Origin of the sequence: Lederbergia panacisoli (assembly GCF_024626525.1) — a bacterium.
Taxonomy (GTDB): Bacteria; Bacillota; Bacilli; order Bacillales; family Bacillaceae_C; genus Lederbergia; species Lederbergia panacisoli.
Genome location: NZ_JANJGU010000001.1, coordinates 505,322 through 526,309 on the forward strand (window position 1 = coordinate 505,322; position 20,988 = coordinate 526,309).

25 protein-coding genes, 1 pseudogene and 1 other annotated feature are annotated in these 20,988 nt (G+C 37.3%); of the genes and pseudogenes, 2 read left to right on the top strand and 24 right to left on the bottom strand.

All coding sequences use genetic code 11. The features are described from left to right. Complete coding sequence (gene ruvA / locus NQ185_RS02510; protein ID WP_257579940.1) at window positions 1-618, bottom strand: Holliday junction branch migration protein RuvA; 618 nt, start codon at window positions 616-618, stop codon at window positions 1-3. Window positions 619-813: 195 nt separating this feature from the next. Here ruvA and NQ185_RS02515 point away from each other — a divergent pair, with 195 nt between their 5' ends. Continuing rightward, window positions 814-1,395, top strand: coding sequence for a YflT domain-containing protein (locus NQ185_RS02515; RefSeq protein ID WP_257579941.1), 582 nt, complete (start codon window positions 814-816; stop codon window positions 1,393-1,395). Window positions 1,396-1,426: 31 nt separating this feature from the next. On the opposite strand, the gene NQ185_RS02520 is transcribed toward NQ185_RS02515, so the two are convergent. From NQ185_RS02520 to safA, 3 genes and pseudogenes are all read right to left on the bottom strand, one after another. Next, window positions 1,427-2,002 (bottom strand): intercompartmental signaling factor BofC, encoded by a 576-nt coding sequence (locus NQ185_RS02520; RefSeq protein ID WP_257579942.1) that lies wholly within the window; start codon window positions 2,000-2,002, stop codon window positions 1,427-1,429. Window positions 2,003-2,095: 93 nt separating this feature from the next. Then, window positions 2,096-3,073 (bottom strand): phosphotransferase, encoded by a 978-nt coding sequence (locus NQ185_RS02525; protein ID WP_257579943.1) that lies wholly within the window; start codon window positions 3,071-3,073, stop codon window positions 2,096-2,098. Window positions 3,074-3,925: 852 nt separating this feature from the next. Then, window positions 3,926-4,079 (bottom strand): annotated as a pseudogene (gene safA, locus NQ185_RS20395) (SafA/ExsA family spore coat assembly protein); the annotation flags it as partial. Between the two features lie 193 nt (window positions 4,080-4,272). Between safA and NQ185_RS02535 the strand changes: the two are divergent. Then, on the top strand, window positions 4,273-4,824 hold the full coding sequence (locus NQ185_RS02535) for a transcription repressor NadR (RefSeq protein ID WP_373370763.1): 552 nt from the start codon (window positions 4,273-4,275) through the stop codon (window positions 4,822-4,824). 24 nt (window positions 4,825-4,848) lie between these two features. On the opposite strand, the gene thrR is transcribed toward NQ185_RS02535, so the two are convergent. The 20 genes from thrR to pilM form a co-directional block, all read right to left on the bottom strand. Beyond that, window positions 4,849-5,304: a transcriptional regulator ThrR gene (thrR, locus tag NQ185_RS02540; protein ID WP_257579946.1), complete on the bottom strand. Its 456-nt coding sequence runs from the start codon at window positions 5,302-5,304 to the stop codon at window positions 4,849-4,851. Between the two features lie 25 nt (window positions 5,305-5,329). Further along, complete coding sequence (obgE, locus tag NQ185_RS02545) at window positions 5,330-6,622, bottom strand: GTPase ObgE (protein ID WP_257579947.1); 1,293 nt, start codon at window positions 6,620-6,622, stop codon at window positions 5,330-5,332. Between the two features lie 26 nt (window positions 6,623-6,648). Next, window positions 6,649-7,179 carry a Spo0B C-terminal domain-containing protein gene (locus NQ185_RS02550; protein WP_257579948.1) on the bottom strand — a complete coding sequence of 177 codons (531 nt, stop codon included), beginning with the start codon at window positions 7,177-7,179 and terminating at the stop codon, window positions 6,649-6,651. Window positions 7,180-7,318: 139 nt separating this feature from the next. Then, on the bottom strand, window positions 7,319-7,603 hold the full coding sequence (gene rpmA, locus NQ185_RS02555) for a 50S ribosomal protein L27 (RefSeq protein ID WP_213110444.1): 285 nt from the start codon (window positions 7,601-7,603) through the stop codon (window positions 7,319-7,321). An 18-nt stretch (window positions 7,604-7,621) separates the two neighbouring features. Further along, window positions 7,622-7,933, bottom strand: a complete 312-nt coding sequence (locus NQ185_RS02560) for a ribosomal-processing cysteine protease Prp (RefSeq protein WP_257579949.1) — start codon at window positions 7,931-7,933, stop codon at window positions 7,622-7,624. Between the two features lie 12 nt (window positions 7,934-7,945). Further along, on the bottom strand, window positions 7,946-8,254 hold the full coding sequence (gene rplU / locus NQ185_RS02565) for a 50S ribosomal protein L21 (protein WP_257579950.1): 309 nt from the start codon (window positions 8,252-8,254) through the stop codon (window positions 7,946-7,948). A gap of 14 nt (window positions 8,255-8,268) precedes the next feature. Continuing rightward, window positions 8,269-8,374, bottom strand: a sequence feature (ribosomal protein L21 leader region). A gap of 26 nt (window positions 8,375-8,400) precedes the next feature. Further along, entirely contained in the window at window positions 8,401-9,894 is a 1,494-nt protein-coding gene (locus tag NQ185_RS02570) for an Rne/Rng family ribonuclease (protein ID WP_257579951.1), read from the bottom strand. Between the two features lie 87 nt (window positions 9,895-9,981). After that, on the bottom strand, window positions 9,982-10,848 hold the full coding sequence (locus NQ185_RS02575) for a M50 family metallopeptidase (protein WP_257579952.1): 867 nt from the start codon (window positions 10,846-10,848) through the stop codon (window positions 9,982-9,984). Continuing rightward, complete coding sequence (locus NQ185_RS02580; protein WP_257579953.1) at window positions 10,841-11,599, bottom strand: M23 family metallopeptidase; 759 nt, start codon at window positions 11,597-11,599, stop codon at window positions 10,841-10,843. Before NQ185_RS02580 ends, NQ185_RS02575 begins: the two co-directional genes overlap by 8 nt. Before the next feature lie 127 nt (window positions 11,600-11,726). After that, window positions 11,727-12,536 carry a septum site-determining protein MinD gene (minD, locus tag NQ185_RS02585; RefSeq protein ID WP_257579954.1) on the bottom strand — a complete coding sequence of 270 codons (810 nt, stop codon included), beginning with the start codon at window positions 12,534-12,536 and terminating at the stop codon, window positions 11,727-11,729. Beyond that, window positions 12,529-13,218, bottom strand: coding sequence for a septum site-determining protein MinC (gene minC / locus NQ185_RS02590; RefSeq protein WP_257579955.1), 690 nt, complete (start codon window positions 13,216-13,218; stop codon window positions 12,529-12,531). The genes minD and minC overlap by 8 nt, the downstream gene beginning before the upstream one ends. A gap of 157 nt (window positions 13,219-13,375) precedes the next feature. Then, the gene (gene mreD, locus NQ185_RS02595; RefSeq protein WP_257579956.1) at window positions 13,376-13,894 is read right to left on the bottom strand and encodes a rod shape-determining protein MreD; all 519 of its coding nucleotides are present in this window, start codon (window positions 13,892-13,894) and stop codon (window positions 13,376-13,378) included. Then, window positions 13,894-14,760: a rod shape-determining protein MreC gene (gene mreC, locus NQ185_RS02600; RefSeq protein WP_257579957.1), complete on the bottom strand. Its 867-nt coding sequence runs from the start codon at window positions 14,758-14,760 to the stop codon at window positions 13,894-13,896. Before mreC ends, mreD begins: the two co-directional genes overlap by 1 nt. A 126-nt stretch (window positions 14,761-14,886) precedes the next feature. Beyond that, window positions 14,887-15,909 carry a rod shape-determining protein gene (locus NQ185_RS02605; RefSeq protein WP_257579958.1) on the bottom strand — a complete coding sequence of 341 codons (1,023 nt, stop codon included), beginning with the start codon at window positions 15,907-15,909 and terminating at the stop codon, window positions 14,887-14,889. Between the two features lie 240 nt (window positions 15,910-16,149). Next, entirely contained in the window at window positions 16,150-16,839 is a 690-nt protein-coding gene (gene radC, locus NQ185_RS02610) for a RadC family protein (protein WP_306999850.1), read from the bottom strand. A gap of 21 nt (window positions 16,840-16,860) precedes the next feature. Continuing rightward, entirely contained in the window at window positions 16,861-17,436 is a 576-nt protein-coding gene (locus NQ185_RS02615; protein ID WP_257579959.1) for a Maf family protein, read from the bottom strand. A 123-nt stretch (window positions 17,437-17,559) separates the two neighbouring features. Next, window positions 17,560-18,576: a hypothetical protein gene (locus NQ185_RS02620; RefSeq protein ID WP_257579960.1), complete on the bottom strand. Its 1,017-nt coding sequence runs from the start codon at window positions 18,574-18,576 to the stop codon at window positions 17,560-17,562. A 105-nt stretch (window positions 18,577-18,681) separates the two neighbouring features. After that, window positions 18,682-19,410, bottom strand: coding sequence for a hypothetical protein (locus tag NQ185_RS02625; protein WP_257579962.1), 729 nt, complete (start codon window positions 19,408-19,410; stop codon window positions 18,682-18,684). Then, window positions 19,410-20,009: a PilN domain-containing protein gene (locus NQ185_RS02630; protein WP_257579963.1), complete on the bottom strand. Its 600-nt coding sequence runs from the start codon at window positions 20,007-20,009 to the stop codon at window positions 19,410-19,412. Before NQ185_RS02630 ends, NQ185_RS02625 begins: the two co-directional genes overlap by 1 nt. Continuing rightward, window positions 20,006-20,968: a type IV pilus biogenesis protein PilM gene (pilM, locus tag NQ185_RS02635; protein WP_257579964.1), complete on the bottom strand. Its 963-nt coding sequence runs from the start codon at window positions 20,966-20,968 to the stop codon at window positions 20,006-20,008. Before pilM ends, NQ185_RS02630 begins: the two co-directional genes overlap by 4 nt. Window positions 20,969-20,988: the final 20 nt, after the last annotated feature.

Genomic DNA, 20,988 nt, shown 5'->3' on the forward strand with positions numbered 1-20,988 from the left:
TTACGTCATTAGCATTTGTAATGCTTGTTTAATATATTGATCTGTTGTCATTTCTTTATCTTCTAGTTTCGGAGCAATTTTCTTTAATTCACGATCTGAATATCCGAGGGCAGAAAGTGCGAGCAATGCTTCCTCAAGCGCTTCATTCATTTCATTTTTAACAGATATTGAGTTCGTTTTTTCTTCTGTAAAAAGATTAGGAGTCTCGTCATATACTATATCCTGCAACTTCCCCTTAAGATCAAGGATCATTTGTCTAGCCGTTTTTTTGCCGACACCAGGGAATTTTACTAAAAATTTCTCATCTTCATTTTCAATGGCACGGATTACTTGAGTTGGTTCGCCATACGCAAGGATAGCTAAAGCACCCTTTGGCCCTATTCCAGACACTCCGATTAATTTCCTAAACATCAACTTCTCTTCCATCGTTGCAAAACCATATAGAGCGATAATATCTTCCCTGACATGTTGATATGTATAAATAATTGTTTGAATTCCTTGTTTGTTAGAAAACACATATGGATTTGGCGTTAAAACTTGATAACCAATACCATTATTTTCAATGACGATATATTCAGGGCCCGTATGCTCTATTGAGCCTTTTATGTATTCGTACAATGTCTTCTCTCCTCTTTCATGCTATCCATCATTGTATCATAAAATTCATTGCCGTTTATATTAAAAAACTCATGATTCGTGTTTAGTTTGATGTATGTATGGGTATTGTTAATTCAACATTGAATATTGCTTTATGAATTGTTCCGTATTTACTGCAAATATTGGCCTATACTTCTTAATAGGAGGAATTCAGTCATGAAAAAAAATGTTGTCGGTGTCTTTGTATCTAGCTTTGAAGCATTACGTACAATAAATTCGATGAAAGATGACGGAATTGACAAAAGCCATATTTACGTCATAGCCCATGATGATTATGAAACTAGAATGATTGAAGAAAAAGCTGGAGTGGCGGTAGACCAATCAATTGCAGACGAAGAAAATCGTGGATTTTGGAATGAATTAAAATCCTTCTTTACTGGAAACTCTAGTGAATACTCCGCTTACTCTGATTACCTGCTTGGTTTAGGAATGACACAATATGATGTAGAGCAATATGCAAAAGAAGTGGAAAGTGGAAAAATTCTAGTCCTTGTAGATAGTGAATATGATGAAGGGAGAACAGGTGTTTTAACATCTGAGAATATCTCTGAAAGAACACATGCTGTAGAACGCCATATGGCAACTGAGGATGATCTTTTACAAGATTCCGGAAACACAATCCAAGAAAATACTGACTTAGATAAAGAGGCGCTTCGTCATTCACTATTAACATCAGAAAACAAAGAGATTCGCAAGAAAGAATATGAAGAAGAAGAAAATCCGTTTTATAATCAATAATAGTTAGTAATATAAAAATGAGAAAAAGCCATTATTTCGGCCTTTTCTCATTTTGCTTTTGCAAAGAATACTGCTTCATTGTTTCTATTACTTCTGTATATATTTCCTTTGTTTTTACTGGAATTCCTTTCTTTAACTGCAAATGCTTTTTTCCTTCTAACTTTTTTATGTCAATTTGAAAAAAAGACTGGATAATGTCGGCATGATCAGGATAACCATTAAAAATTGATAAAGTTCCATCTTCCGTAAGGCCGAAAAATCCGTTTAGCTTTAAGATCGGAGAGATATCATCAACCTTTGTTTCAAATACTAATTTTTCTTCATCCATATCTACTAGCTGCCATGTTTCGTATTTAGCCCAAAAATCTTCAAGTGCCCAAATGGTCTCTTTTACTGTTTCCTCGCTAACTTCACCATCCAGATATTTTCTTTTTAATACCACATCTAATATTAGTGGGTCTGCATCGTTACTTCGAACTTCATTTACATGATTTTCTGTTTTTGACCCGTCTTCTGTTTTTACTACTTGCCCCAAGGTACTCTTTAACGGGACAACTCCGTTAAATAATATTGTACTTAACATAATTAACATGGCAATAAACTTCATCCGGATCACCTCTAAGCATAGAATATTGTTTCTTCAATGCTTAGAGTACCCATAATTTAACATGGATATCCGAAAATTTTTGATTCAATCGACTCATTTCCAATTTTCTACTTTTTCTTTTATTTTTTCATAAAATGCTAACCTTTCTTTGTATTTATGGAAGGTAAGTCTTTGAACATAACTCCATTTTTTAGATTGTTGTTCAACATCAGAAGTTGAAAAAAAAATCCATTCTCTAAAAATATCAGTAGGGTACACAAGTGCTGCTAAAAACGGTCTTACGCTTTTTAAATTGTTTAGAAGCTTGTAACTAAATAATCGATCTGCATCCCAATCCAAAGAAGGTAAAATCCTATTGCAAAATTGCAGTAAATCTATATGAGATGGCGCGATGCTGATTAAATCAAAATCAATCATACACAATATTCCATCTTTACTTTTAATGAAATTATGACTTGCTACATCCCCGTGAATAATACAATGTGGTTTCTTCACAAAATATGAAACATGTTCATTCATTTGTTGCAATGCCCATACACCATATTGCGCGAGCCTGTTTAAATGTGAGTACAATGGTTTAAATTTATGTAAATTAATAAAAGTATAATAGTCGATAAGCCTCTTCTCCCATTTAGATCGTTGCTGAAAGTATGGTAATTGCTCTTTGAATGCATCTACGAACATTCCCGTTGATTGATGAAAATTCGTTAATAGCTCAAGCGCGGATTGGATATTTTCGTCATGATCATAATGAAAAGAACCGAAATTCCCAGAATCAATATACTGCATTAGCCCGAAAATGCGACCATCCATTTGAAATATGTGAGGAAAAAATGAATAGGTTTTCATAAACCCGCTATTTTTTAACTCTTTCGTAAAATCAATCTGAACAGATAATTTAAATGTAGAAAGATATTCTTTTAGCACCCAATTCTCATTAATTGAAGGTAATAGCCAGACACCGTGTTTAATTTGCTTTATTTGAGTAAATGGAAGTCCAGATTTTTTTTTCATAAAAAGAAGGAGACGGTCATTCAATCCGTCTCGATCCTTGTAAAATTGATTATTCATCTTCAAATCCATCATCATTTCGAGCTGGCATTGCATATGCATTTGCATGGTTTGTCGGCAAAATTGAACCAAATGGATATGGATTAAATGGAACTGACTGTGCAACTGCTTGCCTAGCATACGGATATGGTGCATATGCATTTCCCCCGCAGCCACAAGGCATCGCGGCAGGAGCTGTACCTGGCATTGCAGGATATGCTTCCATCATTGGGGCTTGAGTGTAAGGCATTTGATATCCTTGGTAAGGCATTGCCTGTTGAGCAGAAGGCTGCATCCCACTAGGCGCCTGACCCCAATACATTTCTGGATGACTTGACGATTCGTCATGCCACCCAGGGACTCCAGCTTCATACCCTGTTGCTGGTACTCCTGGCATTGCTTGAGGCTGCATAGCCATTGGCATTGGCTGCATCATTGCCCCTTGGACCTGGGGCATCATTTGTGGTTGATATCCGTAAGAGTATGGGTTGTAGCAAGGATCACAAATCGGCATGACCGGATAGCAATAGTTATACACTGGCTGCTGGACGGGCTGGACAGGCATAACTGGCATTTGAACCGGAACTTCCTCTACCACTTCTTCTTTTTGCGATTGTACTTGAGTTTGCGATTGTTGCATATTCATCATATAGTAATTACTAATATCGATTTCGGGCAGTGGCTGGGGCATCACAGGTTGATAAATGGGATAAGGTTTCTCTTTCACAACCTCTTTAATAATCTCTTTTGGCTGCACGATGGGAACCGGAACCTCCTTCTTTATATGTTCTACTTTAGGCATTTCCTTTGGCACATGTTTCGGTATATGGTGTTCTTTCGGTGCATGATGTGGCATATGGTGCTCTTTTCCTGCACTGCCTCCTGGCACCTTTATTTTCATGCCAGGCATTATCATATCTGGGTTTGACAATTGGGCATTCATCTTTTTTAATTCTTCAAAATCCACGCCATATTTTTTTGCGATTTTCCAAAGAGTTTCTCCTTTTTGCGCAATATGGATTTTCACACATTTCCCCTCCTCAGGCATAAGTCCATATAGTGTATGAATATATAGGCAAATTGCTATTAATCTTCACAAAAACTTATGATAACTAATTCAATTTTATGCTCAAGCACCACTCAAAAAAGCTGAATACACTTCCTTATGCTTTTTCAAAATATGTTATGATTCAATATATAGATTACGGAACGGAGGAAGAATGATGGAGGAAGGATCCAAAAAGATTTATGGGAATGAAAGAAGGGAGATGTTGCTTTCCCTTTTGAAAAATAGTACAGCACCTATAACCGGAAGTAAGCTAGCGGAAATAACGAATGTAAGCAGACAAGTTATTGTCGGGGATATTACTTTATTAAAAGCTCGCAACGAACCAATCATTGCTACTAGTCAAGGGTACATGTATATGAATATAAGCCCTGTCAATCAAATGATGAAAAAAACAATTGCTTGCATCCATACTCGCGAACAAGCGAAAGAAGAATTGAATATTATTGTAGACCACGGAGTAACAGTAAAGGATGTGACAGTGGAACATCCAGTTTATGGGGACCTAACGGCATCTATTATGGTATCGAATAGACAAGAGGTTCAAGCATTCCTTGATAAAATCAAAAAGACGAACGCTGCCTTATTGGCGGATCTTACATCTGGCATTCATCTACATACGTTGACAGCTTCGAGTGAAGCAGCAATTAAAAAAGCGGAAGATGCTTTAAGGGCGGCGGGGATTTTGCTAAATGAAAAAAACTGAGGCCCATATTTTGGGTTCTCAGTTTTATCCTCCGGAACTTAGAACATCTACCTTATCAACAAATTCTAATCTTCTAAGTTTTACAAGCAACTCATCTATATCTCCAGACATATTTGTAATATCTAATGATAATGTCACATTAGCACGCCCTTGCAAAGGAATCGTTTGATGGATTGTTAGTACATTGCAAGAATTAGTCGCTACAGTTCCGAGCAACTTAGAAAGTGCTCCAGGTTTATCCTCTAGGAAAAAAAATAATGAAATAATTTTTTCTTTCACAACTAAATGAAAAGGAAAAACCGTATCTCTATACTTATAAAAAGCACTGCGGCTCAGATCAACTTGTTGGACAGCGTCCCAAACAGATTCCGATTTTCCCCGTTCAATTAGTTCTTTTGCTTCCAGCGTTTTTTTCATTGCCTCTGGAAGTACATCTTCCCTGACTAAATAAAACTTTTGATCGTATTCTTTTTTCCCCAATAGACTCCCCCCTATTCAAGTGAATCTAATCGACAAATTCAAATTCGAATTCTAGCAGACGAATCGTGTCACCATCTTTTGCTCCTCTTTCTCTTAGAGCATCATCTATCCCCATGGTTCTTAATTGACGTGCAAAGCGTCGAACTGATTCGTCTCGAGAAAAATCAGTCATTTTGAATAAACGTTCTACTTTTCCTCCACTAACGACAAAACTACCGTCAGGCTCACGTGTAATTGTAAATTCTTCTTTGGGTTTTTCGTGTTTGTACATAACTCGGTTGATTGTTTCTTCTTCCTCCACTACTTCATGAAGCGGAAATTCAGGAGTATGTTCAAGTTGATTTGCTATTTCATATAATAACTCTTTAAGCCCTTCCCTAGTAACGGCTGATATCGGAAAAACAGGATAATCATCTTTAAGCTTCCGCTTAAATTCTTCTAAATTAGCTTCAGCTTCGGGCATATCCATTTTATTAGCAACAATGATCTGCGGTCTCTCCAATAAACGAAGATTGTATTCTTGAAGCTCTTGATTGATTGTAGAATAATCTTCATAAGGGTCTCTTCCTTCCATTCCCGACATGTCAATAACGTGAACAATGACCCTTGTCCTTTCAATATGCCGTAAAAATTGATGCCCAAGCCCTACTCCCTCATGCGCGCCTTCAATCAAACCCGGCAGATCGGCCATAACAAAGCTTCTGCCATCACCTGTTTCCACAACCCCAAGGTTTGGAACGATTGTTGTAAAATGATACTCGGCAATTTTCGGTTTTGCAGCTGAAACAACTGAAAGGAGAGTTGACTTTCCAACGCTTGGAAAACCGACAAGACCTACATCGGCCAAAACTTTTAATTCAAGGATAACATTTCTTTCTTGTCCCGGTTCCCCGTTCTCGGCAACTTCAGGTGCCGGATTTGCCGGAGTCGCAAAACGAATATTCCCTCTTCCACCTCTACCACCATTAGCTATAATCGCTTGCTGGCCATGGCTTACTAAGTCAGCGATAACTTCTTTCGTATCTTCATCTGTTACGACCGTTCCAGGGGGTACTTTAACAATCATATCTGAGGCACCTTTTCCATGCTGGCTTTTGGACATCCCATGCTCCCCGCGCGGAGCTTTAAAATGACGTTGGTATCTAAAATCCATCAATGTTCTCAAGCCCTCGTCAACTTGAAAGATGACACTTGCACCTTTTCCGCCATCTCCCCCTGCAGGCCCTCCCATTGGTACGTATTTTTCTCGGCGGAATGCAACCATCCCATTTCCGCCATCTCCACCTTTAACGAATATCTTCACTTGATCAACAAACATAAATCCTACACTCCAATCTATTTGCATCAGAAAAAAACATCTACAACCATTTCCGAATCAGTTATTTCTTGTATGTTAGTGGCATATGGGTATTTTTTTTCATTAGTTAACCAGCCGATAATTTTGGATGGACTCTCAAGCAATCCATTATAATGAAACAAAAAATGGATATGATCTTCAAACTTCTCCAAAGTAATATACAACTGGTTTTCATGAAGAGGGTTTGCACAACGATCGAGCTCATCAAAAAAGTCACGGGTCCAATTTGACAATAACGTATCGTCCAGTAAACCAGACTGAAAGTTATCCAAAATTTCATATTCAATCCGAAATGCATGTTTCCCCCAATTATGAGTTAGGAGCAAAACGGAAAATTGAGGAAGTTTCATATTTGTTAGTCTTGCTTCGTTTTGTGTATCCAATATAATTTCGTTTATTACTCGATCTGCTTGATCAAGCTTTCCAAGCGAAATATATGCTTTGATTAACTGAATTCTGTTCAACCAATCATGCCGTGTATTTTGAATAACATCAATAACATTCAACTGTTCACTCATCATTATATCCTCTCTGTCCAACTTCAATCGTTATTATAGTATAACAGAAATTGCCAAGTGAAGTAGTAATTTTTAATCCGCGGGATTAGAAAAAGCCCTAACCAATTTAGGTTAGAGCTTTTTACATGGTCAAGCTATATTATTGAGCCTTCGGATAAACACTTACTTTTTTCTTGTCACGGCCTAGACGTTCAAAACGTACAACTCCGTCAATTTTAGCAAAAAGAGTGTCGTCGTTGCCGCGGCCAACGTTCTCACCTGGGTGAATTTTTGTTCCGCGTTGACGGTATAAAATAGATCCGCCAGAAACAAATTGACCATCTGCACGCTTAGCACCTAGACGTTTAGCTTCTGAGTCACGTCCGTTTTTAGTAGAACCTACCCCTTTTTTGGATGCGAAAAACTGAAGATCTAATCTTAGCATTTGTTCCACCTCCTGTTATTAAAGAATAATTTTTATATAATCTTTATAGTCTCTTTCAATCGTTTGCAGTGAAATAATCATGCTTTCCAGTAATAGTTGGACTTCAGGGACATGAGTCGGAAATGTACATTTCAAAAAACCACTCTCCGATTGTTCAATCTCTGGTTCAACTTCAGTTAAAGCAATGATGGCATTTACACTGCCAAATGCAACAGCAGATGCACCGGCACAAACGATATCCTGCCCTTTTTCAGCGAAATCAGCATGACCTTTCATAGTAAAGGAGCTGATTTTACCATCCTGCGTTTTTTCAACGTTAACAAAAATCATAAGACTGCCGCCTTAAGCGTTGATTTTTTCAACAACGACTTTAGTATATGGCTGACGATGACCTTGTTTCTTATGGTAGTTTTTCTTTGATTTGTATTTGAATACAACAATTTTCTTAGCGCGGCCTTGTTTTTCAACTTTAGCCGTAACAGTAGCTCCTTCAACAAAAGGACTTCCTACTTTTACATTTTCACCGCCAACGAAAAGAACCTTGTCAAACGTGAAAGATTCACCTTCAACTACATCTAATTTTTCAACGTAGATTGCTTGACCTTCTTCAACTTTCAATTGCTTTCCACCAGTTTCAATGATTGCGTACATGAACTGCACCTCCTTAATAGACTAAGACTCGCCAGATTCAGGCGTTTTGAATGACAAAACACTAGGCGTTTTGAGAACATCAAAATCTTATGTACCTGAGCTGTGCGGTTGTAGCACGGGTGCTACAAACTAACATCAAAATACTATCATATGCCGTTATGTATGTCAACGGCTTTCTCTTTAATCTCGTCTACTGCTCCAAATTGGCGTATATGATATTTAAAATTTGTTGAATGTATTACTTTAAAAAAGATTTTCATGTGTAAAAGTTTTTCTATTCTTAAAAGATGGCGATTTCCTATTCCTTTAAAAGTCTCCATCGTTTCATGGTCAATTTCAATCAAAACAGCATCGTACTCCTGCATAGGAGTTTCAAACAATTCTCTCTCCAAGCGAAATGCGATGGTTTCGGGACTTTCTACTACTCCTGTTCCATGGCAGGCAGGACATTTAGTCTGGATCGTTTTAGAAAGAGGTTGTTTTGTCCGTTTTCTGGTTACTTCAAATATTCCGAGTGGAGTGAAGCCAACAGCACGTGTTTGCTTCGGATCCTTCTTAAACAACTCTTCTAACAATTGCTGAACTTTTCTTTTATCGGCATTAGCCTCCATATCAATGAAGTCAATTAAAATCATGCCGCTATAATCTCGTAGACGCAGCTGTCTCGCTATTTCTTTCGCAGCAGCTAAATTCGTTTGAACGACTGTCTCAGAAACAGCTTGTTTTCCTGTGAACTTGCCCGTATTTACATCAATTACAACTGCAGCCTCTGTTTCATTGATGACAATATACGCCCCGTTATTGAGCCAAACTACCGGTCTTAATGCTTTTTCCATTTCATTTTCAAGGCCATATATTGAAAAAAAACCAGACTTCTCTCGATGAAAATAAAAATCCCAATCCATTTCATCTAAGCTTGGAAGCAATTGCTTTAGTTTGTCCAACGTTGCCCTGTCATTGTAATAAAGTTCACCACATTTATGACGAATGATTTCCCTCACGATTTCCTCAAAAAATAATGACTTTCTCATCAATATTGCCGGCACTTTCACTTGATTTATCATTTTCTGAATGGATCTATAAGTATGTCTAAGCTGATTTGCTTCTTCCTCCCATTCCTCCTTATTCCCCGAAAGTGCTTCTGTTCGTATGATAAAACCTTCCTTATCTTCTTTAAACTTTAACGCAATGTCTCTCCACATATCCCTTAAACTTTCATCGCCTTTTTTTGAGACGGCAATATATTTACCTTCAGGCATATAGATTGATTTTTCACCAGAAATTTCAATAATCCCAGTTAGCAAAACACCCTTCATTCCAGTTTCATCTTTTTTAACTTGGACAAGAAGCTTTTCACCTTCAGTAACAAATTTGGAAATAGGCAATTCTTTTTTTCGCGGATCAGTAGAGTGGATATAGCTGAGAAGTTGATCCTTTTGTAAAAAGCCATTTTTGTCTTTACCGATATCAACAAAAATAGCGTTCATTCCTTTTTTCACACTTTCTACTTTCCCTAAATAAATATTTCCGACTTCTGAAACATCACTCGGTTGTTCAACAAAGAGCCTTGTAACAAGTCCAGCTTCTTTTACAGCAAACCTTTTTTCTGCAGTTTTAGTATCGACATAGATCTCATTCAATTTCGCTCACCCGCTAGGAAAAAAATAAACTGGCTTATTGGCCAGTAGTTTTATTACCTCTTACTTTAGCGGTGTAATTATTTGGAGTCAATCATTGTATACTAGGTCTTTTAACTGTGCACTGACTCGCTTCTCTGTAAAATAAGCATGGAGAATTTCATTTTCATCAAGCTTTCCGAGACTATTATTCTTACCTCCAACATAGATTAAATGTTTACAACCACGTTTGAACTTATCCAACACTTCATGCAAATATTCTTCCCCCTTCGCATCAATCGCTTGCAATTGGGAAAAGCTCAAGTTTTTGCCATAATGTCTTTCCAGTAAAAATCTCATAAAAACATATCGTTGTTGTTTCCATTCAGTCCATAAAATAATGTCCAAATATAGTAATACAAGCCATACATTTATATTTAATGGACTAAAAAGAAGAATCATTACATGCAATACGAGCAATACAATAAAGGAACTCATCAATGATAATCGACAAGCTTTTTTATAGGCATGCTGTGTGGAAAGGTAAAGTTGAACGAGTTTTCCTCCATCTAATGGCCAGATAGGAATAAGGTTAAATAAAAGAATCATTAAATTATATTGGGATATTTCTTTCGCGACGTCAGCCGGCAAAAACGAAAGCATGACAAACACTGGAATTAAAGCAGCGATCAGAACATTTTGTAAAGGCCCAGCGATGATTACAATCAGATCCTCTTTAAGTCGACGATTTCCATGTTCATCTACTTCACACGTACCACCGAAAGGCAAAATCATTATCCGTTTAATTTTCCAACCAAAATGTGCAGCTGCTGCAGCATGTCCGATTTCGTGAATAAATACAATTGCAAACAAGTAAAGCAATTGCCAAAAATAACCCGTGATGATTGCAATTCCAGCTACCCCCCAAAAAAGCGGATGAATTTGCATTTTTTTAATTAGAAGTCCATATTTATTCAAAGTTTATCACCTGGATAGGATCAATAAACATATCATTTTGTTTAATTGCAAAGTAAAATTCCCCGGTTTCTCCTTCTTTACTTAGTGACACAACACCAACATGTTTACCTGCTTCTACATTTTCCCGAGGTTTTACGGTAATTTTATCCAACATCCCATACCATGTCTCAGAATGATCCGCGTGTTGAATGATTACAGTTTGACCGATATCTTCTTTTTTTCCTGCAAAGATAACTACACCGCCAGTCATTGCTTCTACCTCTGCATTTGTGCCAGTTTCCATAATAATGCCTCTTCCATCCACCGAAAAGTCTTCTAATATTTTTCCCGTCACTGGCTGAGCATAAGACAATTCCTTCTTGGGTTTATCTACTTCCTCAACTTTTTCAAATGGTGGAAGTAGTGCCAATGGTTTTCCAAATTGCTTCTCATACCAATTGGCAACTGCCGCAAACTGAAATTCTTTTTCCATCGTTTTCTTTACACCTAATTTTATCTGATCTAGTTTAGGTGAGGTGGATTGAAACATAATGGCAAGGACAAGAACTAGTGCAGCGGATGCAAGGATTTTAAACAAAAAAAGGTCACGATTCCAAAGTGGATGAAAAGAATCTTTAGGTTCGGATTCAAATACGGGGGATTCAAATTCATTATCAATAAAAGGAGTTGGTCCAAATCTCTCCTTGTTAGGACTATATTGCTTTCTCCGTTTACTTATTCGTTTCCGAATTTCATCGGCTCTTCTGCTCATTCTCCCCCATCTCCCTTAATTATTTTCTACTACACTATGTCTCGTCCTAATAAAATATGCTCTTATTACTAAGAGAAAAAAAAAGAGCCATACGTTCAATTAATATGAACGCATGACTACTAAAGGATTATTTTGCTCCAACACCAAATAGCTTTTTCAATCTTGCAAACACTCCTGATTTTTCATCTTCCAAAGATTGAAGCGGGACAGACTCACCCAAAATTCTTCTAGCAATATTCCGATAAGCAATAGACGCCTTGCTGTTCGGGTCAAGGGCAATGGGCTCGCCTTGGTTAGAAGATCTAATCACATCCACATCATCTTGGACGATGCCAATCAAATCTATCGATAAATGCTGGGCAATTTCATCGACATCCAGCACATCGCCATCTTTCATCATTTGACTGCGAATACGATTGATGATTAATTTCGGCGGCTCTACATTTTCTTCTTTTTCCAATAATCCAATAATACGATCTGCATCACGAACGGCAGAAATTTCCGGAGTTGTCACAACAATAGCCTTATCAGCCCCTGCTACGGCATTTTTATATCCTTGTTCGATGCCAGCTGGGCAATCAATTAATATGTAATCATACTCGTGTTTCATTTCATTAACGAGTTTTTTCATTTGCTCTGGAGATACGGCTGTTTTATCACTTGTTTGTGCAGCTGGAAGTAAAAACAACTTATCTTCAAACCTTTTATCTTTGACAATCGCCTGGTGCAGCTTACATCTCCCTTGAACAACATCTACTAGATCGTATATAATCCGATTTTCGAGACCAAGTACTACATCCAGATTTCTTAGACCAATATCCGTATCTATGAGACATACCTTTTTCCCCTGAAGGGCAAGAGCCGTCCCCAGGTTAGCCGAAGTTGTAGTTTTTCCGACTCCTCCTTTACCCGAAGTTATTACAATCGCCTCACCCATTGTATTGTCCCCCTTTTAATCTAGTAATATTTGGTCGTATATGTTTTAAAACTTGCAATCGATCTATAACGATTTGATGCCTTCCGTCAATGTAAGCACATTCCATATGGTGACGATCCTCTTGATCATAATGATCTGGAGCGCGACTAATACAATCTGAAATTCTTAGTTGCGACGGGGTCATAAATGAAGCAACGATAACCGCTTCGTTCCTTCCCGTAAACCCTGCATGAGCGATCCCTTTTAAGGCACCCATAATAAATATATTGCCAGCCGCTCTAACTGTCCCCCCCGGATTTACATCTCCAACGAGCAATAAATCACCAGGAACTTCTAATATTTGCCCGGATCTAACGACAGTAGCGACGGATGTCACTTCCTGTTCATCAATTATACGTTGGGCCTCGGTCTTTGTGATAATATTACTTTCAATCTCTTCAACTATTAAATTTTGCTTTTTACGAATCATTTCTTTTAATTGTTCTTGTTGATCTATATTGAGATATCGATTACCTGAAAGAATACGCACCGAAATAAGGGGGCTATCCATGTCCACCCCATGTAAATCAGCAAGTTTTTCTTCCAGCTCTATAAGTAAATCCTCATATGAGCAGCGATCATTCAATTGCAAAGAAAGACCGTTCTTTGTTCCTTTAATCATAACATTTTGTCTGTTTTTCATGTGATACGGGCAAGGAGACTCAACTTGCAGAATAGTGCCCTCATATCTCCTTTCACTACTGCATCGATTTATCTTTAGTTTATCTCATTATTTATATTTCGTCATCCCTTGCTGAATTCGACAAACTACATCGATTTTCCTCTTATTCCAAAAAAAATTATTCACTTAACTCTTCTTTTTTTCTATTTAGTAAAAATCTGTTGAATGGAAAATATACGATTAAGAAAAATACGGCATTTAGAATGAGAGTTGGGACCAAACGAATCATAGCAAATTCATTTATCTCCATACTATTCCGCAAAACGAGGATATTCATTCCGTATACAATTGTTTCAACTAGGGATACACATAATATGGATGTAAATAGAGCAGTAAAAACATTTGAAAAAAGGGTTTTAGCCAATTTTGCCGAAATATATACGGCGATCGGAAACAAAACCATATAAATACCGATAATCTCGGTAAAATAAATATCAAATAATAATCCGAAGACTGCGGCATAAATAAGTGTGCGATTTCTAAAAAAACTTATTCCCATCATGATTAATAATACTAATAAAAAATGCGGAACAAGGATCCAATCCCTTCCTAAAGTACCAGTCGGCAAAAATTCTACAAAAATACTTTCAAAATAAAAACACAACGTTAAAAGGAAGGGGAGAATCAATCGTCTCATCATTCCCCCTCCTTCGTTGTTTCTTCGATAGTATCCATAGTACGCACAATCACTAATACATGCTCAAATCCGTAAAAATCTGCAGAAGGTTCAATATAGGCTATTTGTGTCAATCCGAAACGATCCACTTCCACCTCTTTTACCTTTCCAATATCCAGTGTTTTTGGAAAGACACCTCCGAGACCAGAAGTGACGACATTCTGACCTTTTTTAATCTCTTGATCAATGACAATATCTTTCATGATTAACATTTTCTTTTCTTTATCATAGCCATCAATAAGACCAAAAACATCTTCATCTCCTTGAATTTCAGCAGCAACTCTATTTTTTTTATTATCAGAGCTAAGAAGTTCAACCGTGGCAGTCATTGGTGAAGTACTGACAACTTTTCCAACTAAACCTTTCGCTGTTGTGACAGCCATATTTGTTTTAACACCACTTTTACTCCCTTTATTGATCGTAATTTTTTCAAACCAACGATCCGGTGCTCGACTAATGACAGTCGCTTGAATGGCATCGTAATCACGAAGATTTTCCGTTTTATTAAGTACATTCCGTAATTCTTCATTATCTCTTTTTAAATCTGATATTTCCTTTTCAAGCGTCGCTAGTCCTTCCAATCTGGCCTTAAGTTTCTTGTTCTCCGTATATGTATTTTGCAGATCATGAATATTACCAAAAAAGTTTGCAACACCTTGGGCCGGTATTGAAATAAGAGATTGTCCAAAACCAACAACGTCTTTTACAAATTGCTCTGGACGTGTAATATTCTCTTTATCTTTTAAAGAAAAGCCGATCAAGGATACAAGAATAATGATGCTAATAAGAAGAATAATAAGACGTTTGTTTAAAAAAAAGTGTGACATTATTTACACCCCGTAAGAAAAGCAACGCGCCTTGCACATTGGCGCTTAAGCTATACATTAATTTACTATTTCATTTAATATGCCGGTCAAAGAAGCAAGCGCCGCAAAAAACGGCGCTAGTTACTCTTAACGCATATCTCTCACTTTATTTTTGAAAAGATGAATATGTTCTAGTGCTATACCCGTTCCAATTGCAACACAATCCAATGGTTCATCTGCAATTAATACTGGCATATCCGTTTCTTGACTAACAACCTTATCCAAATTATGCAGCAAAGCCCCTCCGCCAGTCAGAACAATCCCTCTGTCCATAATATCTGCCGCAAGTTCAGGAGGAGTTTTTTCAAGTGTACTTCTCACTGCCTCGATGATGGAATTCACGGTATCTCGCAAGGCTCCCGATATTTCTTCGGCTGTTATTTCAATTGTTTTTGGGAGTCCGGTTAATAAATCCCTCCCACGTATTTCCATTGAAGGTATTCCTTCGGACCCTCCAGCTGAACCAATCTCAAGTTTAATGGCTTCCGCCGTACGATCACCGATCAATAAATTATACGACTTCCGGATATACGAAATAATGGATTCATCCATATTATCACCGGCAATTCGAATTGACATGCTCGTTACAATTCCACCAAGGGAAATAACAGCAACTTCTGTTGTTCCACCACCTATATCAACGACCATACTTCCAGTCGGTTCCCATACTGGCAAGTTGGCTCCAATGGCCGCAGCGAATGGTTCCTCAATTGGATAGGCCTCTTTTGCTCCAGCTTCCTTCGTCGCATCCAAGACCGCTCTCTGTTCGACTGCTGTAATTCCAGATGGAACACAAACCATAACATGTGGTTTTCCGCCAAAGAGACCTTTCCTCTTCGTAGCCTGGCGAATATAGTATTTCATCATCGATGCAGTTGTTTCATAATCGGCAATGACTCCATCCTTCATCGGTCTAAGGGCAACAATATGTCCTGGAGTTCGACCAATCATGTTTTTGGCATCATTTCCGACCGCTACGATCCTTCTTGTGTCAGTTTGTAACGCGACCACTGATGGCTCACGAAGCACAATTCCTTTTCCTTTAACAAAAACAAGCGTATTGGCAGTTCCTAAATCTATCCCAAGATCTTTCGTACCAAATCCAAACATGTATGTATCTCCCTTTCTCAACCAAATGCATTTTTAATGCATCTGCTCCCTATACTTTCAAAATCATTTAGATTTATTCTATAGCCTGTCCAATACAATATATTTTACGTTTTTTCATTGACTGTTTTTGTTTAACGATTTTAAATCAGTAACTTTCTTTCAAGTAAAAAAATTAATAAAAACTTGCCTACTAAAAATCATAAGTCTAATTATATCTTATCATTTTTTAAAATCCTAGTGTCACATATACCCTTTTTCTTTCATGCTGACATATTTTTTATCACCAATGATTAAATGATCAAGCAGTTCAATTCCAATCATTTTTCCGCACTCTACTAATCGCTTTGTCACTTCTATATCCTCTCTTGAAGGCGCAGGATCTCCAGAAGGATGATTATGAAGACATATAATGGAAGCAGCCGAGCGCCGAATAGCTTCTTTAAAAACCTCGCGAGGATGTACGATACTGGCATTGAGGCTACCTATGAAGATTGTTTGTCGATGGATGACTTGGTTTTTGGTATTTAAATAAAGGCATACGAAATGTTCCTGGCTTAAGAAACGCATATCATTCATACAATAGTTCGCCCCGTCTTCTGGGCTGCGAATAACATATCTTTCATCATAAGAAAGATTGCTGATTCTTCTTCCAAGTTCAACCGCTGCTGCAATTTGTACTGCTTTCGCTTCTCCAATTCCTTTCAGATTTGTCATTTCTTCGAGTGCTGCATCCTTAAGCCACATGAGACCATCAAACTGTGTTAGTAGCCGATTAGCCAATTGAATGACGGATTCTGATTTTGTCCCAGTTCTTAATAAAATCGCCAATAATTCATGATTCGATAAACTTTCTGGCCCATTGTTGATGAGACGTTCACGGGGGCGCTCATCGACAGGAAAGTCACGTATCATGAGGGATTCGGTTTTCAAGTATAGTTTCCTCCTTTAGGTCTAATTGGGAGGAATGATGAGTCCCATTGCTGAAAGAATGCGATATAAACGGGAAATTGGGAGGCCTACGACGGTATAATAATCTCCTTTAATGGATTTTACAAGGAGTGCTCCCTGCCCCTGAATACCATATGCACCAGCTTTGTCAAAGGGCTCTCCACTCTTTATATATTGATGAATATCAGTTTCTGTCAACTCCCAAAATTCTACATCTGTTTTTTCATAAAATGTTTCGGTCTTGCCCTTATTGATGATGGCTACACCTGTATAAACGGCATGAATACGTCCTGATAGTAGTTTCAGCATATGCTCGGCTTCTTCACGATTTTTTGGCTTACCGAGAATAAGCTCATCGCATACCACGACGGTATCTGATCCAATAATAGCGGCTTGTGGGAAATGCTCGGATGCAAGGCTTGCTTTCCGTAAAGCAAGTGTCACGACAAAATCTGATGGCTGGAGTCCTGTTGGTAGAGTTTCATCGGCATTTGGTGAAAAAGTAGTAAAAGGAATGTTTAGTTTCTGTAGGATTTCTTTTCTTCGAGGTGAAGCAGAAGCAAGTACGAGGTGATTCATAGGCATGGCTTCCTTTCTTGGATAAGGAAAATAGTTTTCATACATTTGATTTAGGGAGATACGTAACTCTATCCTATCAAAGTGTTGAGAAAGAAACAATAGAAAAAAGGGGTGATAAGCCCCTTAATTATTATTCCCGTAATATATTTTGACAAATTCCAGCAGAGCTTGCTGAGCTTGTAAAAGATCATTACTAGATTCTGATGTTGAGAAACTATTAAGATGTTTTTGCGCCAATTCAAGGCTGCCATGAAGGTCCTTGGCAATTTCAGTTTCAAAAGTACCGACTAATTCCTTTTCAGCATTTTTTAAAACATCTTCACTCACTACACCATTCGTAAACCCGCTCGCCGATTCTTCTGCAAGCTTATGAAAGGTGTTAATGTCACTAGTGATAAGATCTGCTTCTTCTTTTGAGGCTAACTCTACTGTTTTTCCACTAATCACAAGTTCCTTTGCCCAGACTTCTTCATCTTTTAGCCCTTGATCCTTCAATTTATTTGACCATAATTTAGCAGTTGATAAATCACCGGCGACGCCAATAAATAAATAATATTGCCCTTCTATTTCTATGACGGTTTTCCCTATCCCATATTCAGATACATTTTCACCTGCAGAAACAGCACCTTCTTCGGAAGAATATAGACCACCTTGAAGAACAGGGATTGTAAGATCAGGGAGGGTAAAAGAATATGATTCAATTTTAGTATTTTGTTCCTCTTTTTCCGCTGCCGGAGGAATATCGGCTTCATTTAATGCGACGGGACTGTCTTCAGATTGGATCGCCATTTTATATATTATAAGTCCAAGAATTAACCCAACAGCTATGGCAAGAAATACAGAAATAAACACACTTGAAAATCCAGGTTTTATATTTCTCTTCCAATTTGTCATAGGCAGTTTTTTAACATTGTCCTTTGTTGCATTGATAATCTTATATTCCGGCACTTCATTTTTTTCTACGTTCGGCAAAATCCATTCAAACTCTTCTTCTTCTACTGTTTCTTCTGATGAAGCTGCAGAAGCTTCCTTCGTAGCTGATTGCCAATCATGAATGGCAGTTTCCTCTGAAAACGGCTGCTCTTTACCATTCAATTTTATTTTAATGGTTGAATTGCGCTCCTTTTTTTCATCATCCATTCATCTTTAAGCCTCCCGCACATAAATTTTGTTTTATCCTATCATACAAGCATAAAAAAAAGACGAAACTTTTGTCGTCTAGTACAAAAAGGTTTTCGTCAAATTTTATTTCTTTTCTCTATTAATAGTAGGAAAATTGTTGAAAGGATCTTTCTTATTTGCGGGTGGTGGTGAATCTATTTTCGGAACTTGGTCGCTTAAATCTGTTAAATTAGGCATGTAATAAGTGGATATCGATACATTAAATTGAATTGTTTCTTGTCCATCTTCTGTTGTTTTCATTTCTGTAGGTGCTGCGACAGTGATTTGTTCCACTTGCACAATGCGATTTTGTGACTCAAGATAGGTTAAAAAATCCTCAAAATCAAAATAATTTTTAGCCTCTATAGATAAGAAAACTGTTATATTTTCTAGTGCTGATTGCTTGTCTAATGACTCAGTTTCTTCTTTTTCTATTATTTCTAATGATGACTCGGTCTCCACTTCTTCAGCTAAAAGTCCGCTGCCTTCTGAAATATCCATATTTTTTATAAAAACATTCGAAACTGTTTCTGCCTTTTCAATATCCAAAATCAACTGATCCGTTAAAGGCCGAACAGGGATTTGCTTTTGAAGGGAAAAAGAGCTTTCAATAGTTTCTTTATTCGCATTTGCTGTTTTTTCTTGTAATACTTTAAGCATTTTTTCTTCAGTTTTTAGTTGATTATGAAGTATTTTAGACTGACTCGAAACAGGTCGGTATTGTAAAAAATAAATTGAAAATAACATTACTAAAAACAAGAAGGCTGTCAATACGATGATAAACCATTTATTTTTTATCCATTGAAGTGGCATCACTCATTGCCTCCTTCAGCTTGCAAGTCTTTTATATACTTTTTATTAATCGATAATTGGTAATAAGCTGAATAGCGCGGAAGAATCTTTGCATCTCCAATTTGTTGTTCTTCTTCCGTCTCCTCTTCTTTTGCCGTGATTGAATGTATTTTTGCACTTTTAACCCACTGTGATTTAACCAATTTATTTAAGTAAAAAGCTGCTTCCCTGCTTGAATCAAACTGAACGGATAATTGCATATCGCCGTTTAAACTATAGGAGAATGATTCAAAAAAACCTCGTTCCGGCAAAAGTGAAATAAGGTGGCCCAAAAGTGGCACAGAATCAATCCGTTCCTTATTCATCCAATTGATCGTTTCATTTAATATATCCGCAGAACTTGTCTTCTCAGAATCTGTTAATTTGCTATTTTCTATTTCAATTAAAGCCTGGATTTGTTGGAGTTGTTTCTCATATGTTTGAGCGCGTTCTTTTTCCGAATGTATTTGTATAAATAAAACGGTAGAGCAAAAGATCGCAATTATAAAAATGAACATAAGGCTATATAAAAGGAAATATGATTTCTTTTTTCTTTTGGGAATCAAATTAATTTCAATCATTTTGACTCCACCTCTTTTAAAGACAAACCTAATGCGGGAAAATGAGAAGCGAGGATTGGCCTACCATCAACAGTTACATATTGATTTACATTCAGCTGTTCAATCGTCATTTGTAGACGATTATTCAATCTTTCCTTGATAATCGATAAGTCCTCATGGTCTCCACTTAATAGAACTCTATTAATCTCAACTCTTCCCTGATTCAATGTATATCGATAAAAATCTATCACCTTTTCAATTTCCATCAAAGCATCTTCTATATAATAAGAACCGTCCTCACCGATCATTTCCATTGCGCTTTGAAGCAAGGAATCACTTGTAATCGGCCGGACAAAAATCGGAATGTCGCCATGAAAAATGGACATCATTAATAAATCCTCATCAAAATGTAACAACAATATGTGATCGTCTTCCCTTGTTATGTCAGACATTTTATATAATCTATAAAGTGATAGTGGAGATATTTCAGCTATCACTGGCTTTAATTTAACATCTTCAAGCACATTTATATACGAATCTACGATATCACGCGGGGCAGCTACAAGTAAGATGTCCTGTTTATTTTCATCTTTAAACAATATGACTGAATCAATAACAGGGTCTTCAAATGGCAAGTGAATCGTTGTCCCTGTTTCAAGAAATAGATACCCATTTAATTCGTCCTCTTGAATATCTGCAGGAACTTTCATTTGCCGAACAATAATAAACGGATCTGGGATGAGAAAACGCACTTCACGTCGTTTAATTTTCCAATCATCTACACATTCATCCAATGCAAGCCTTAGCAATTCCGGATCAACAATTTTGCCATCCTTGATTATTCCGGGGGTAAGTTGATGTTCTTTCATTTGCAGGATTTCAAGTCCACTTTTCTGAACTGTTTCTAAAAAGCGAATAGCCCTATCCGTGAAAATGATATTCGCTGTTTTGAGACTACGCTTAAATAGTTGGAAAGACATCGCAAAAACTCCCTTTGCTG